Source organism: Macrococcus armenti (genome assembly GCF_020097135.1).
Lineage (GTDB): Bacteria > Bacillota > Bacilli > Staphylococcales > Staphylococcaceae > Macrococcoides > Macrococcoides armenti.
This window is the reverse complement of sequence record NZ_CP083608.1, coordinates 1,632,811-1,647,593: the sequence shown is the minus strand read 5'-3', so window position 1 is coordinate 1,647,593 and position 14,783 is coordinate 1,632,811. Positions and strand designations below refer to the sequence as shown.

The following is a 14,783-nucleotide window of genomic DNA, read 5'->3' as shown; positions in this document are numbered from 1 at the left end:
GTGATAGAATGCAGAACAGTACAGCATTACTGAAAGAAATTGCAGAATTCCTGAATGAAGAAACAGATATATATTCAATGATGAATGGTGCCTTGAACAGACTCGTTCAAGGGACCAATTTTTCTACTGGATGGATATTTTTCATTGATGATGACGGCAAACATACACTCGTATCGGATTATAAGCTACCGCAAGCACTGAAGATGGAATCATGTCGTTATATGACTGAAGGACCGTGCTGGTGTGTATCGCGTTATCATCAGAAGAAACTGACGAAAGCATCGAACATCATCACATGTTCAAGAATTGTGAAGGCAAATAAAAAATATAGCGATATGACAGATGACATTACGCATCATGCTACAGTACCACTACAGTCTGGTGATGAACGATTCGGTTTACTGAACGTCGCATCACCTTTTACTACAGTATACTCGGATGAAGATTTAGCGCTCCTTGAATCTGTAGCATTTCAAATCGGCAGTGCCATAAAACGTATATACTTAACGGAACGTGCGCGTGAGAATGCATTACAGGAAGAACGTACACGACTTGCACGAGATCTGCATGATTCTGTAAATCAGATGTTGTTTTCATTAAAACTTACAGCACACGCAGCTGAAAGTATGACAGACGATGAACGTGCAAAAGCAGCATTTCAGATAATAGAGAAGACGAGTCAGGATGCTGTAAGTGAAATGCGCGCATTAATATGGCAGCTGAAACCTGTAGGACTGGAACATGGTCTCGTTGAAGCGGTGCAGAACTACGGCAATATACTCGGGCTCGATGTAACAATTGAAGTAGAAGGATTCATCAATTTAGAAAATAAAATTGAAAACAGTGCATTTCGAATCGTTCAGGAAGCACTTAATAACGTAAAAAAACATGCGGAAACAGATGAAGTAACGATATCGATGAAACAGCACGATACACAATTTGTACTCATCATAAAAGATAATGGCAAAGGTTATAACAACGCGCTATCGACAACATTACCGACACATGGTGTGAAAAACATGCAGCAACGTGCGAAAGAAATTGGTGGTATACTTGAAATTAACAGCACATTAATGCACGGAACGACGGTTAAATTCACTTACCCGAAAGGATGAAACGCATGGATATAATACTCGTGGATGACCACCATATCGTAAGACAAGGCATGAAATTTCTACTGTCAACTGAAGCAAGTTTTAACGTTATTGCTGACTATAATAACGGACGAGAACTGCTGGATCACCTAGACCACAATACATTACCCGATTTAATTATTATGGACCTTGTGATGCCGGAACTTAACGGGATAGAAGCAACGAAACGAATTAAAGCAAAGTATCCAGACGTTAAAGTACTGGTATTATCAAGCTTTATTGATGAAGAACACGTACTCGGTGTGATGGATGCAGGCGCAGATGGATATGAAATGAAAGATAGTGAGCCGAAAGCTTTAATTGAAACGATAAAGAAAGTAGCAGGCGGAGCACAAATATTCCATCCAGACGTTATGAAAGTTCAGGAAAGCGGTATGAACTTAGCGCATTTACGCAACCCACTGTCTAAAAGGGAGCTTGAAGTACTGAAGGAAATGAGTGAAGGATTAACGAATAAAGAAATCGCTGAGAAGTTGTTCGTTTCTGAAAAGACAGTGAAAACGCATGTCAGTCACATTTTTGCAAAACTCGAAGTTGGCGATAGAACACAGGCATCAATGTACGGCGTGAAATATAAATTAATATAAAACGACACCCTTTTTGTTATAATATTACAAAAAGGGTGGTTTTTATTGTGATCACTTTAATGAAACATCATTATTCTGCAGGTTCAAGATGGACGATTGTTTCAACTGCACCGTATGCTTCTTTAATTGCATGTTCAATATGTTCAGTAATATCATGACTTTCAGCTACTGTGAAGTTTGGGTTTACAGTTACAGTTACATCAACAAACGTCATAACACCGTGGTTTCGACCTTTTATATCCACACATGATTCAACGTGATCAACATTTTGTACAATCGACTTCATATGGTCCAGCGTATCTGAGTCGAATCCATCTGTTAGCGTAATTGCAGTTTCAAAGAAAATCTCTATTGCTGTCTTCATTATAAGTAATCCCACAACAATTGCAGCGACAGTATCTAAAAACGGTAATCCCATAAATACACCGATAATCCCGATAAATGCTCCGAGTGAAACGAGTGCATCGGATAAATTATCGGCTGCTGCTGCTTTTAAAGCGCTAGAGTCGAGTTTTTTTGCTAAGTTGCGATTGTAAATATATACCGCAAGCATCGCGAATGCGGATAGTATCGCAACGACTGCTGTTTCAATTGTAGGGGCTGAATATTCCTGTCTAATGTAATTTTTAATCCCCTGCAGTATGACTTGTACGCTGACTGCAAACATAATAAATGATGCAATCAATGACCCGATATATTCAGAACGGTAATGCCCGTAGTTATGATTATCGTCTGCAGGTTTCATGCTGACTGCGAGTCCGATTAACAGAGCGACTGAGCTTACAACATCTGTCGCGTTATTAAGTCCATCGGCTACGAGTGCTTGTGAGTCGTGAATATAACCGAATAACAATTTAAATGTCGTGAGCAGTACGTACATGATAATACTGACTTTCGCGCCTTTTTGTGCTTGCTGAAGTTGATCTTTAACTTGCATTTTACCATCACCTTTAAAGTAGTACTTATATTATTAAACATATTGTACGGATTGTATAGACAAACGCACAAAGTCGGACGATTACGAAAATTAGGTAAACCTTATTTACTTATATATGATAATTGTTTATAATTATTATTGTTAGAAAATTCTGTTAAAGAGGTGGGTTATGAAAATAAAAGGTAATATGACGGTAAAAATTATTATCGCCCTAGTACTTGGGATTATCGTAGGGTCTGTCTTTAATTTGTATCAGGACGCTTCATGGGTGAAATGGTTTAACCAGTATGTATTTAATGTTCTTGGTCAAGTTTTCTTAAATTTAATATTCATGTTAGTAGTACCTGTAGTATTTGTATCAATTGTATTAGGTGTAGTCGGCGTAGGTGATCCGAAACATCTCGGTTCAATCGGTATTAAAACGATTGGCTTTTTCTTAGTAACGACGGCGCTTGCGATTACACTTGCGATGTGTTTAGCATTAGTATTTAAGCCAGGTGCTGGGAAAGCAGATTTATTAAATAGTGATGATGTTAAGAAGTATGCATTAGAACAAAAGAAAAAGGAAGAAGCAGCGAAAGCTGAAGGAACATCTGTAACGCAAACATTTGATCAGACGTTAATTAATTTAGTTCCGAAAAACCCTGTGCTTGCGATGAGTGAAACGAATATGCTGCAAGTCATTACATTTGCGATTTTTATCGGTATCGGTATGATTGCGTTAAGAGAGAAAGTAAGTGCTGTTAAGCTGCTTTTTGAACAGACGAATGATATTCTCATGTTCATCGTAACGGCAATTATGCAGTACTTCGCACCAATCGGTACTTTCGGTCTTGTTGCTACTGCATTTACGAATGCTGGATTCGGTGCGATTAAACAATTAGGGATGTATTTCTTTGTTGTGTTATTTGCATTATTCCTGCATATGATTTTAGTGTACGGTGGCGCAATTAAGTTACTTGCGAAGAAGAGCCCAATTTGGTTCTTCAAAGGATTTGCACCTGCGATGACTGTAGGTTTCAGTTCATCTAGTTCAAATGCGACGCTCCCAATTTCATTAGAGTGTGCTCAGGATAACTTAGGTGTACGTAAAGAAATTTCTTCTTTCGTACAACCGCTCGGCGCTACGATAAACATGGACGGGACTGCGATAATGCAAGGTGTCGCAACGATCTTTATCGCTCAAATTTCTGGAGTGGACTTAACGATTATGCAAATGGTGACAGTTGTTGCAATTGCAGTAATTGCATCAATTGGTACTGCAGGTGTACCAGGTGTTGGATTAGTTATGCTTGCGATGGTATTAACTTCTGTTGGACTTAATCCTGCTGCTATCGGTATTATACTCGGAATTGACCGTTTACTTGATATGACACGTACAGCGGTCAACATTTCTGGAGATGCAGCATGTGCAGTCGTTATCAGTGAGCGAGAAAAGCGAAAACTAGCTAAAATTGTTGCGTAAATTTGTCTAACTTCTTAAAAATTTATAAAAAGAGGAAAATCATAAGATTTTCCTCTTTTAATTTTATGTAAATTATATTAAGATGGTAAAGTCCCTTAAATGAATAGTGTATTATTTCTATTTTATTAAATGAACAAACTAAAAATAATAATATATACAAGAAAGGTCGTAGAAGCATGGATAAACAACAATTCACAGATTTATTACAGACAAAATTTAAAATGGTTCGTATCGAAGCCGGGTACACACAAGATACTATGGCGCAAACAATTGGTCTTTCTAAAAAGACTTTAGTTCAAATTGAGAAAGAGCGCGTATTACCGAACTGGACAACATGTGTTTCATTATGTGCGTTATTCAGAGATTCAGAAGTATTACAGAACACTTTAGGTGGAGATCCATTAGAAGTCATTCAAGTAATTTCACGAGGTGCTTGTGCATATCCGGATCAGGATAATAAAAATGAATTATGGTGGACAACGATTGAAACAGATCGTGATATTATATTACAACAAAATAAAATTTCAAACCTTTACCGCGTTTTAGATGGTTCAATGCAACCATTATACGGTTCAAATAAAGCGCGTGAAGCTGAAATGTTTTACAATAAGAAACGTAACGAACAATTAATCTCGTTATAATAGATTACAAACGCAAAGTCATTTGCGTTTGTTTTTTTTTGTGCAGTGGTATAAACTATTGTAATGAACATTAAGAAAAAGGTGATGACGTGTACGCATTAGGAATGATTTTATTTATGGGGTTAGTCGGTGCATTAATCGGTGGATTTACAAACTTTATCGCGATTAAGATGCTCTTTCGCCCATTTGAACCAAAGTTTTTATTCGGTAGACAGCTGCCATTTACGCCGGGTTTAATACCGAAGCGTCGTAACGAACTCTCGTTAAAGATTGGTGAGATGGTCACGCATCATCTACTTACACCTGAAGTATTCAAAGAGAAGCTGATGACACAGCAGACAAAAGTTTTGCTAAAAGCAATGCTTAATAAGCAAGTTCATGCATTGAAGGAAGGAAATTATTCCGCACATGATTTTGCGCAGCGCTTTAATGTTGATGTATCAAAAGTAGCGCATGAACAAATTGAATCAAAAATCGATGCGGTACTGGTTGATAAATTCGACACATATAAACATGAACAAATAGAAAATTTACTGCCTGACAATGTATTACAGAAATTAAATGATAAGAAGTCACAAGCATCATCGCTCATTATCGATAAATTAAAATCGTATGTGAACAGCGAATCGGGTTATAACGATATTATGATTATGATTGATCGATTTTTTATGGAAAAAGGTCGATTTGTAAGTATGATACAGATGTTTATGACGAAAGAAATGATAGCAGAGCGCATGATTCAGGAATTCAATAAATTAAGCGATGAGCCACAAATTAATACGATTATTCAGACTGAAATTAATAAAGAATATGATAGGTTAATACAGAAAACACCTGCTTCATTTATACGCGATAAAGATATTGAATCGTTTAAAACTGAACTTGTATCGAATATCATGCGTACACTTAATATCGATTATTATACGAAGACACCACTTTATACGTTAGCACCGTCATTATTTGATTATATAGAAGGTGATGGTGGGGACCGTTTTATTCATTATGTTATGATGAAGACGTCAGATAATATTGCAGTCATATTAGAGAAGATTCATATTGCTGAAATTATTAAAGATCAGATTGATAACTTTGAACTATCATTTTTAGAGCAGCTCGTAATTGAAATTTCAAATAAAGAATTGAAGCTCATAACGTTACTTGGATTTGTACTCGGTGGTATTATCGGTGTGTTCCAGGGTGTAATCGCGATTTTTGTATAATGTATCCATTCGTGGTATATTAATTAAGAACATTAAACATAAAGGAGAATATATATGTCTGTTAATATTTATGATGAAGCAAATAAACTGGAAAGCTCATTACGTCAAAGTGATGAGTATAATGCAGTTAAATCTCACTACGAAGCGGTAAACAATAACCCTGAATCAAAGAAAATCTTTGATGAATTCAGAGAGATTCAATTAACATTACAGGAAAAACAAATGACTGGTCAGGAAATTACTGAAGAAGACTTAAATAAAGCACAAGCTTCTGCTGAGTTAATCGAGAAAGATGAAAACATTTCTAAATTAATGGAAGCTGAACAACGTATGAGCTTTATTATTCAAGAATTAAACCGTATTATCATGAAGCCATTAGAAGAGTTATACGGCGTTAAGTCTGAAGGTTAATTTCAAGTTTATAATGTAATACTGAATCCGAACAGTGCACAAACTTAAGCGCTGTTCGGTTTTTATATCGTTATAAAGAGTGAGGGTGAATATGAAATTTTATTTGAAGCATGAACAATTCGACAAACTCCAGCTATATATTAAAAACATCTTGAACTTGTATTATGAAGATGCATATTTATTTGAAGGTATAGGGGCAAACTTCATTGATATAAATATTGAGTCAGACGAGGACATGACCGTTACGACTACAATGACGGTAGATGGGCAAGTGTATACGCAGACGGCTAACAGAGATGAAAACGATAAACGTGCAATGAAACAGGCACTTGGAGAAACTTTAATCGAAATATTAACAGCACATACAGGCATATCACAAAGCTGGGGGACTTTAACAGGTATTCGTCCACTTAAGCTTTATCATAAATATAAAAATTCCGGACATTCTGATGAAGAAACGAAGGCAATATTAAAGCGTGATTATTTAATTCATGATGAAAAATTAGATTTGATGGAACAAATCGTTAAAACACAACTTAAAGCGATTCCTGATCTGCACGAACTGCAGCAGGAAGTTAGCATTTATATCGGGATACCATTTTGTCCGACGAAATGTGCATACTGTACTTTTCCGGCATATGCTATTCAAGTACATAAAAACGATGTACCGGAGTTTCTCGTTGGACTCCTGTATGAAATTGAGCATATCGCACAATTTTTAACTGTTCATAATATTAAAGTAACGTCAATTTACTTCGGTGGAGGCACGCCGACATCAATTACAGCAGATGACTTAAAGTTATTACTAGAAGCTGTATATCATCATTTTGACATGACACATGTACGTGAAATTACAGTAGAAGCAGGACGACCAGATACGATTGACCAAGAGACACTTAACGTATTAAATGACTTTAATATAGATCGTATCAGCATTAATCCGCAAAGCTTTACAGATGAAACGCTAAAAGCAATCGGACGCCATCATTCGGTACAGGAAACAATTGATAAGTTTAAAATGTCACGTGCGCACAATATGAACAATATAAATATGGACCTTATTATCGGTCTGCCGAATGAAACAAGGAACGAAGTTATGCATTCGTTAGAAGAAACGAAGCAGTTAAATCCTGAATCACTGACTGTGCATACGTTAAGTTTTAAAACAGCGAGCGAAATGACACGTAATAAGTCGAAGTATCCTGTAGCAGCACGTGATGAAATCATCTATATGATGAACTTAACGAAGCAGTTTGCGAAAGAGAATGATTATATTCCGTATTATTTATACCGCCAGAAAAACATTCTTGGGAATTTGGAGAATATCGGTTATTCTAAACAAGGTGAAGCGTCTCTATATAACATATTAATTATGGAAGAAGTTCAGACGATTATAGGGCTCGGTTGTGGAGCATCAAGTAAATTGATTCACCCGAACACACGTAAGATTGAAAACTATTTAAACCCGAAAGACCCGAAAAGCTATAATAAAACATACAAAGATTATACGCATCAGAAAATTAAAAAGCTGCAATTACTTTACACAACTTAACTATATGATTTGATAGAAATTTTTGTTTCTGTCATATCATATAGTTTTTTTCACTTTCATTACATAAATCATACAATTTGTTGTAAAATTAAGAGTATCAAGTAAAGTGAGGGTTATGATGATTAAATTTATACATTGCTCAGACATACGATTAGATGAACCGTTTCAGTTAGTTGGAAATGTTCCCGATTATATAATGAAGTCGCTTCGTAATTCAAGCTTTCAAAGTTTAAAGCACGTTGTTGATGATGCGATTGACAAACAAGTGGACTTTATTGTTATAAGTGGGAATTTATTTTCGAGTAAAAATCGCAATATTAAAGCAGATGATTTTGCAGCAAAACAATTTGCACGATTAAAGGAAGAGAATATTTACGTTTATTATATACACGGTATAGAGGACAACATGTCCGTGCAGTCATTTTATAAGTTTCCCGATAACGTAATTGTATTCTCTGATGAAGTACAGACGTATGAACTTGTTACGAAAAACAAATCACGTATTTTCTTTCATGGATTCAGTTATAAAGAATACTCTAACTATGAATATAAGCTGGATCAATATCCTGTAAATGAAGTTGATCAGACGATTCATATTGGTATACTAAATGGTTTACATCATAAGTTAAAAGGTGAAGACACGCATACTGAATTCCATATTGAAGAGTTAAACCGTAAGTTATATCATTACTGGGCACTTGGTGGATATAATAAGCAAATGACATTGAATGAACTGCCACACATGCATTATCCAGGTAAACTTCAGGCGACAAACTTCACGGAAACTGGAGATTGCGGATATGTTTATGTTGAAGGAGATAGTAGTCAGTTGAATGCTACTTTTGTGCCAGTTAATATTATTACATTTCACGAGGCAGCTTTAAAACTAACGAGTATTGAGCGCCACGCAATTTATCAGGATATTGAAGCATTTAAACAATCTGTTCGCGCAAACGGTAGACAACTTTATCGCTTAACGCTGCAAAATGATGGTGAGACTTTAATAAACCAGCAAATGTTAGCGCAAATAAAGGAACAGCTTCAAATTGCGGAGATGGCTGAAGAGCAGTTTATATGGATAGATGATATATACACAAATGAAAAATACGCACCGCATACATTAAAGGATGAATTCAATGATGTCCTCCATGATTTGTCTTATTTAACAAAGGCGAAAGAACCTGTACAGCAGTCTTACATTCAGAAGTTTGTCACTGCCAGCGAAATTAATACGGAAGCATTAATAGATCGTGGAGAAGCACATCTCAAAATGTTGATGAAAGGTGATCGCCATGAAGATTAAGACTTTAGAAATATACGGATACGGAAGGTTAGAACATCGAAAGTTTCAGTTTAATCATGATTTCGTTCAAATCTTCGGAGAGAATGAAGCTGGTAAATCTACAATGCAGGCATTTATCCATGCGTTACTTTTCGGTTTTCCGAAAGAGGGAGAATATGAGCCGCGTCTAGAACCAAGGTTTGCACCACAGTATGGTGGTAATATAGAACTGGAACATATTGATGGTACTACGATTAAGATTGAACGTGTGTTTGTTCATGGTAAAGAAAAAGTAAAAGTCGTTCATGATGATATTGAAAAACCAATTGAATGGTTTAACCAGATCATGAATTATATGACTAAAGATACATACAAATCAATATTTTCATTTGATGTGCTCGGTTTGCAGGAAGTACATCGTAAACTGACGCAGGAAAAACTTGAAGCATACTTATTGCAGGCAGGCTCATTCGGTTCTACTGAGTTTACAGATTTACAAAGTACGATAAAAGAAGAGCAGGCGCATTTATTTAATACAGATAAAGATACAGGGATTATTTTTGAAAAAGCAAAAGCATTACAGCATTTAGAAGCAGAAATTAGAGCCCAGGATGATGTAAAAGCGCATTATGCACAAATGTATGATACGCATCAGAAAGATTCAAGACGTGTTGAACATATTGAATTACAGCTTAAAGAGCTTGAAGAAGTTAAAGGACATAAAGAAAGAGAAATCGCACATCAAAAAGATGCTAAGGAATGGAAAGCGCTAGAGTTAAAACTCAATATAGCGCCACCTCAATTTCCGGAGCAGGGCATTAATCGTTTTGAGGCACTGAAACATCAGGCGCAAAACTTAACGAAAGACCTTGAACTTCGAGAAGAAAAGTTAAACCAGGTAACATCTGAGATGGATGCGATTGAACTATTACCTGATCATCTTATTGAAGCTTCACGAGATGTTATAAAACGAGAACAACCGATAAAACAGCTACATGGTGATGTGAGAAGCGTAACGCAGCAACGTGATACACTAACAACTGAAATGAATGCTTTAATGCAGGATATCGGATGGCAGAAATTTGAAACAGTTGAATTGAGTCAGAAAGTACAAACTGATATCGCAGAAGCGATTAACAAACTTGAGAAACAAGAACTTGAACGTACGCAAATTAATAGAGAGTTACAATTTGTAACGCTAAACGTTGATAGATTATCCAATGAATCTAAAGCATTAAATAAAGAGAAAGTGCATGATGAGCGTTTTAATAAAGCTCAGGAACTGCATGATCAGCGTAAGGCGCTTGAAAGTAAATCTAAGCTCTTTAAAAAATTGAGTGAAGAAGCAACTGCTTTTGAAACACGTGAACTAAATAAACATAAACTGCAGCAGACGATATATGTGATAACAGCCATTATTAGCCTTGCAGCGTTAATTTATAGTTTTATGAATGCATTATGGATTCCAGGTAGTATATTCTCTGTCGTATGTGTAATTGCATTATTGATGGTGATATTTAATAAAAAACCGGATGTACGCTTTAATGATGAATTAGCTGAAGAAGTAAAACAATTAGAGGATAATATTTATAAACTTGAACATGACTTTGATTTATCGTTTGATTTAAATGATCAGAAAGTATTACGTGATAAGTTATTAAACGTTACCGTGCAGTTAAATCGTGAACAATCTCAAAAAGAAGCGTTACAAGAGCATTTAGAAACTATACAAAAAGAAATTGAAGCGACACATAAAGTGCTTATACAGCATAAAACTGCACTTAAAATACAAAGTAATTATCCAAATAACCGATTAACTTCTGCTTATCGCGCTATTCATAAATTAGTGCGTATACATGATGAAATTTTAAAGTGTGATGCTAAAATTGAAGAAATGAAGGGACGTCTGGATACGTTTGATCAGAGTGTACTAACGCTCATACCGAAACTACCCGTGAAAACTGAGGCAGCATCTATATTCCATGATTTAAAGAATATGTTGACTACAGATGAGAAAGAAAAATTTCAATATAGTAAAAATGCAGATAAACGAGATTTATTAAAGAAAGAAATTGAAATTATTAATGCAACAATGCAACAGAATATTGATGAACAGCATGCATTATTTGAAGAAGCAGAGGTAGAGGATATTTCAAGCTATTATGCTAAAGAGGCAGCATATGTGAGTTATCATACAAACTTAGAACGTTTTAACGACTTAAGTGAGCTGCTTAGGAATCAAGCATTCACGTATGAGGATAATACGAATCTTGCTGAAGTGCCAGAAGCGATATTAAACGATCAGTTGCTAGATATAAAAACACATATTAAATCATTAGTTGATGAACGTAGTAATATACAGCAGCATTTAAATGAACTAGAGCGTTCTATGCAGCAAATATGTGAAGATGATACGTTATCAAAACTAAAGTTTGAATATGAAATAAAGAAAAACCAATTTAATAAACTTGTAGAAACATACTTATCAGTAAATTATATTGATACTTTAATTCAGGCGCACATTAATGAAGTCCGTGAAGAACGTATGCCATTCGTTATTGATGATGCAGCTGAAATCTTTACGTATTTAACTGAAGGTCGTTATACGAAAATTATTTATGATGAACATTTGACAACTGTTGCAGCTGACGGGCAAGTGTATCATCCGACAGAGTTGTCACAGTCTACGAAAGAATTATTATATATTGCATTAAGACTAAGCTTAATTCATTCGTTAAGAAGATATTATCCATTCCCAATCATTATTGACGATGCGTTTGTTCACTTTGATAAAAACAGACGAGAACGTATACTTGAATATATGCTTAAACAGCAGCATAATCAAATTATCTATTACACTTGCAACCGTTCTTCTACAATTAACAGTAAGCAGACAATTGTACTGGAACGCAACAAGAAGGAGGTTAAATAAGTGAGAACGATAGAAACATTAAAACCAGGCTCTCAAGTTGACCATTACTTTTTAATTCATAAGTCAATTCAAGGGGTGACTGGACAAGGTAAGCCGTATTTAACGCTTTATCTTAAAGATAAAAGCGGAGAAATTGAAGCGAAAGTATGGACGGTATCAGAAAAAGATATAAATCTGTTACAACCTGAACAGTTAGTTCGTGTTAAAGGTGATGTCATTGATTATCGTGGTCGTAAACAGATGAAAGTAAATCAATTCAGACTTGTAACACCTGAAGATGGTGTGAAATTAGAGAATTTTTTAGAAAGTGCACCGATTGATGAAGATGAAATGATGGAACAGTTGATGGATTATGTCATCGAAATTGAAAATGCAAATTTACAACGCATTATCCGTCTATTACTTAAGAAATATGCACATCAGTTTATGGTATATCCTGCTGCCAGTAGCAATCACCATAACTTTGTTTCAGGTTTATTGTTCCATGTATTAACGATGCTGAAACAGGCGAAAGCACTGTGTGATATTTATCCGACATTGAATCGCAGTCTGCTCTATGCAGGTATCATTGCACATGATATGGGGAAAGTTAAAGAATTATCCGGACCTGTTGCGACGACGTATACAGTAGAAGGGAACTTACTTGGCCATATTTCAATTATGAGTGATGAAGTTGCAAGTATTGCACGTGAACATAATATTGAAGGTGAAGAAGTAATGTTACTGCGTCATATGATATTAAGTCATCACGGTAAGTATGAGTATGGATCACCGAAATTACCGATGTTAAAAGAAGCGGAAATTCTGCACTTTATCGATAATATTGATGCACGTATGCAGATGTTTGACAAACATATGAAGAAAGTAGAGAAAGGGCAGTATACAGAGCGTATTTTTGCATTAGAAAATCGTCAGTTTTATAAACCTATATCTCTAGATTAAAAAAAGGAAGACATAAACACCTATCACCTTCGACTAACAGACGAAATGGCGGAACAAAAGTGGCTAGAACAAAAATGTTCTAGCCACTTTTTTTATTTTGCTTTTAAAATTTGATCATCAACATACTTTTTGATGTCTTTATCTTTAAAGTCTACATCGTATTCTTTAAATAATTTTTGTACTGCTTGTACGTATAATTTCGGATCGTTCTGTAATTTATTTTGACGAATCGTTTGTACGAGTTTATCTTTTTCTTTTGCGAAATCTTTATCTTCTTCAGCCATAATGATGTGGTAACCGAATTCTGTTTTTACGATATCTGAAATTTCACCCGGTTTTAATTTGAATAATGCTTTTTCGAATGCTTCAACTGTTTGACCTTTTACGACATAGCCAAGTTCACCATTATTTTTCGCTGATTGTGTATCATCTGATTCTTTTTTAGCAATTTTCTTGAAATCACCTTTGTTTTCTTTAACTTGCTGTAAAATTTCTTCTGCTTTCGCTTTTGCTTCTTTATCGCTTAAACCATCTTTATTTGATTCAGATTTCACTGCGATTAAAATGTGTGATGCTTTCTTCGCTGTATCTTTAATATCTTTGTCTGATACTTTAATCGTGTCATTCAGGAATAATTTTTGATATTCATCAGAAACACGTTTCTTTTTATATTGTTCAACAGTCATACCAGGACTTTGTTGTTGTAATAGTTTTTCGAATGTTTTTTCGTCACCGTATTTTTTAATTTCTTTGTCTGTTTCTTTATTAATTTTTTCTTCGTCAACTTTCTTACCATATTTCTCTTTAAGAACATCGTTAAAGATTAACTGGAATGATGCTTTAGCGATTTGTTCATTACCAATTTCTTTCATGATGTCTGATTGTTTTACATCTCCAGCTTTAGATGAAACAAGTGTTTCTCCGTCACTATTTCCACAAGCTGTTAATCCTAAGATTGATACAGAAAGTGCTGCTGGCATCATAATTTTTTTGAAGTTTGTCATTTAAATGCTCCTTTTACTTGCTATTTAATTTAGTTACTAACTAATATTAGATTTTAACATAAAGTCTTCAAGATTACATTTATCTTATGTCAGAATGATGGAAATTTAATGGTAAATCGTGTTTACTTAAAACTTCAAGGCCATATTTACGCTCTTCAACAAACGAACATTGTGGTGTGCTCATAATATATTTCAAATAAACAAAGTCGATAAACGATAATCCAATATTCACTGCAAAGATAAATAAGAAATAATGTGCAAATTGTGTATACATTACTGCGCCAACAATTGTTATGATTGTAATAATAACAACTGGGCACATCAATGCAAATGCAAAGTGTAATTTATGGACTGGATGATTGACTCTCGTATTAAATAACGGAAAGTACTTTGACTTTGATGTTTTTTGAATAATGAGCGACTTCGTATCCTGTATAAATGGCAGCATATGCAACAATTTATGAACAGGGTAAAGACAAAGTAAACTCGCTACAAATAATAAAAAATTGTCATCTGAGAACTTTTTCCCGAATATTGCGGAGAAAACTTCAAAGCTGACAATATAAACAATAATACCAAGTAACGCTGATATAAGCATAATTCTTTGAATACCATATGTTAATCTGATATTAAAGTTTTTATTACATAAATACATG

The 14,783-nt window shown here is 35.0% G+C and carries 13 protein-coding genes; 10 read left to right on the top strand and 3 right to left on the bottom strand.

Annotated features, from left to right (window positions below; genetic code table 11):
* Positions 1-8: 8 nt before the first annotated feature.
* Entirely contained in the window at positions 9-1,115 is a 1,107-nt protein-coding gene (locus LAU42_RS08685) for a GAF domain-containing sensor histidine kinase (protein WP_224183206.1), read from the top strand.
* The gene (locus LAU42_RS08680; RefSeq protein ID WP_224183205.1) at positions 1,112-1,741 is read left to right on the top strand and encodes a response regulator transcription factor; all 630 of its coding nucleotides are present in this window, start codon (positions 1,112-1,114) and stop codon (positions 1,739-1,741) included. The genes LAU42_RS08685 and LAU42_RS08680 overlap by 4 nt, the downstream gene beginning before the upstream one ends.
* Before the next feature lie 70 nt (positions 1,742-1,811).
* Here the strand turns inward: LAU42_RS08680 and LAU42_RS08675 are convergent, their stop codons facing one another.
* Positions 1,812-2,678, bottom strand: a complete 867-nt coding sequence (locus LAU42_RS08675) for a cation diffusion facilitator family transporter (RefSeq protein ID WP_224183204.1) — start codon at positions 2,676-2,678, stop codon at positions 1,812-1,814.
* Between the two features lie 169 nt (positions 2,679-2,847).
* Here LAU42_RS08675 and LAU42_RS08670 point away from each other — a divergent pair, with 169 nt between their 5' ends.
* From LAU42_RS08670 to yhaM, 8 genes are all read left to right on the top strand, one after another.
* Positions 2,848-4,143: a dicarboxylate/amino acid:cation symporter gene (locus LAU42_RS08670; protein WP_224183203.1), complete on the top strand. Its 1,296-nt coding sequence runs from the start codon at positions 2,848-2,850 to the stop codon at positions 4,141-4,143.
* 176 nt (positions 4,144-4,319) lie between these two features.
* Positions 4,320-4,784, top strand: coding sequence for an XRE family transcriptional regulator XdrA (gene xdrA, locus LAU42_RS08665; RefSeq protein ID WP_224183202.1), 465 nt, complete (start codon positions 4,320-4,322; stop codon positions 4,782-4,784).
* 89 nt (positions 4,785-4,873) lie between these two features.
* Entirely contained in the window at positions 4,874-6,004 is a 1,131-nt protein-coding gene (locus LAU42_RS08660; RefSeq protein WP_224183201.1) for a DUF445 domain-containing protein, read from the top strand.
* Positions 6,005-6,058: 54 nt separating this feature from the next.
* A complete protein-coding gene (locus LAU42_RS08655; RefSeq protein ID WP_224183200.1) occupies positions 6,059-6,415 on the top strand; it encodes a YlbF/YmcA family competence regulator in 357 nt (118 codons plus the stop codon).
* A 91-nt stretch (positions 6,416-6,506) separates the two neighbouring features.
* Complete coding sequence (locus tag LAU42_RS08650; RefSeq protein WP_224183199.1) at positions 6,507-7,967, top strand: coproporphyrinogen III oxidase; 1,461 nt, start codon at positions 6,507-6,509, stop codon at positions 7,965-7,967.
* Between the two features lie 115 nt (positions 7,968-8,082).
* Positions 8,083-9,270 carry a metallophosphoesterase family protein gene (locus LAU42_RS08645; RefSeq protein WP_224183198.1) on the top strand — a complete coding sequence of 396 codons (1,188 nt, stop codon included), beginning with the start codon at positions 8,083-8,085 and terminating at the stop codon, positions 9,268-9,270.
* Positions 9,260-12,181, top strand: coding sequence for an ATP-binding protein (locus tag LAU42_RS08640; protein ID WP_224183197.1), 2,922 nt, complete (start codon positions 9,260-9,262; stop codon positions 12,179-12,181). The genes LAU42_RS08645 and LAU42_RS08640 overlap by 11 nt, the downstream gene beginning before the upstream one ends.
* Positions 12,182-13,123: a 3'-5' exoribonuclease YhaM gene (gene yhaM / locus LAU42_RS08635; protein ID WP_224183196.1), complete on the top strand. Its 942-nt coding sequence runs from the start codon at positions 12,182-12,184 to the stop codon at positions 13,121-13,123. It begins immediately after the preceding gene.
* Positions 13,124-13,215: 92 nt separating this feature from the next.
* Here yhaM and LAU42_RS08630 read toward each other — a convergent pair whose 3' ends face one another.
* Both LAU42_RS08630 and LAU42_RS08625 read right to left on the bottom strand, forming a co-directional pair.
* Complete coding sequence (locus tag LAU42_RS08630; RefSeq protein WP_224183195.1) at positions 13,216-14,127, bottom strand: peptidylprolyl isomerase; 912 nt, start codon at positions 14,125-14,127, stop codon at positions 13,216-13,218.
* Between the two features lie 79 nt (positions 14,128-14,206).
* Positions 14,207-14,782, bottom strand: coding sequence for a DUF3267 domain-containing protein (locus tag LAU42_RS08625; protein WP_224183194.1), 576 nt, complete (start codon positions 14,780-14,782; stop codon positions 14,207-14,209).
* Position 14,783: the final 1 nt, after the last annotated feature.

Bases quoted from the DNA above. Each gene is read 5' to 3' on its own strand.
- LAU42_RS08680 (WP_224183205.1), top strand. From the start codon at position 1,112: ATGAAACGCATGGATATAATACTCGTGGATGACCACCATATCGTAAGA.
- LAU42_RS08655 (WP_224183200.1), top strand. From the start codon at position 6,059: ATGTCTGTTAATATTTATGATGAAGCAAATAAACTGGAAAGCTCATTA.
- LAU42_RS08640 (WP_224183197.1), top strand. From the start codon at position 9,260: ATGAAGATTAAGACTTTAGAAATATACGGATACGGAAGGTTAGAACAT.
- LAU42_RS08685 (WP_224183206.1), top strand. From the start codon at position 9: ATGCAGAACAGTACAGCATTACTGAAAGAAATTGCAGAATTCCTGAAT.
- LAU42_RS08625 (WP_224183194.1), bottom strand. From the start codon at position 14,782: ATGTATTTATGTAATAAAAACTTTAATATCAGATTAACATATGGTATT.
- LAU42_RS08645 (WP_224183198.1), top strand. From the start codon at position 8,083: ATGATGATTAAATTTATACATTGCTCAGACATACGATTAGATGAACCG.
- xdrA (WP_224183202.1), top strand. From the start codon at position 4,320: ATGGATAAACAACAATTCACAGATTTATTACAGACAAAATTTAAAATG.
- LAU42_RS08675 (WP_224183204.1), bottom strand. From the start codon at position 2,678: ATGCAAGTTAAAGATCAACTTCAGCAAGCACAAAAAGGCGCGAAAGTC.
- LAU42_RS08650 (WP_224183199.1), top strand. From the start codon at position 6,507: ATGAAATTTTATTTGAAGCATGAACAATTCGACAAACTCCAGCTATAT.
- LAU42_RS08670 (WP_224183203.1), top strand. From the start codon at position 2,848: ATGAAAATAAAAGGTAATATGACGGTAAAAATTATTATCGCCCTAGTA.
- LAU42_RS08630 (WP_224183195.1), bottom strand. From the start codon at position 14,127: ATGACAAACTTCAAAAAAATTATGATGCCAGCAGCACTTTCTGTATCA.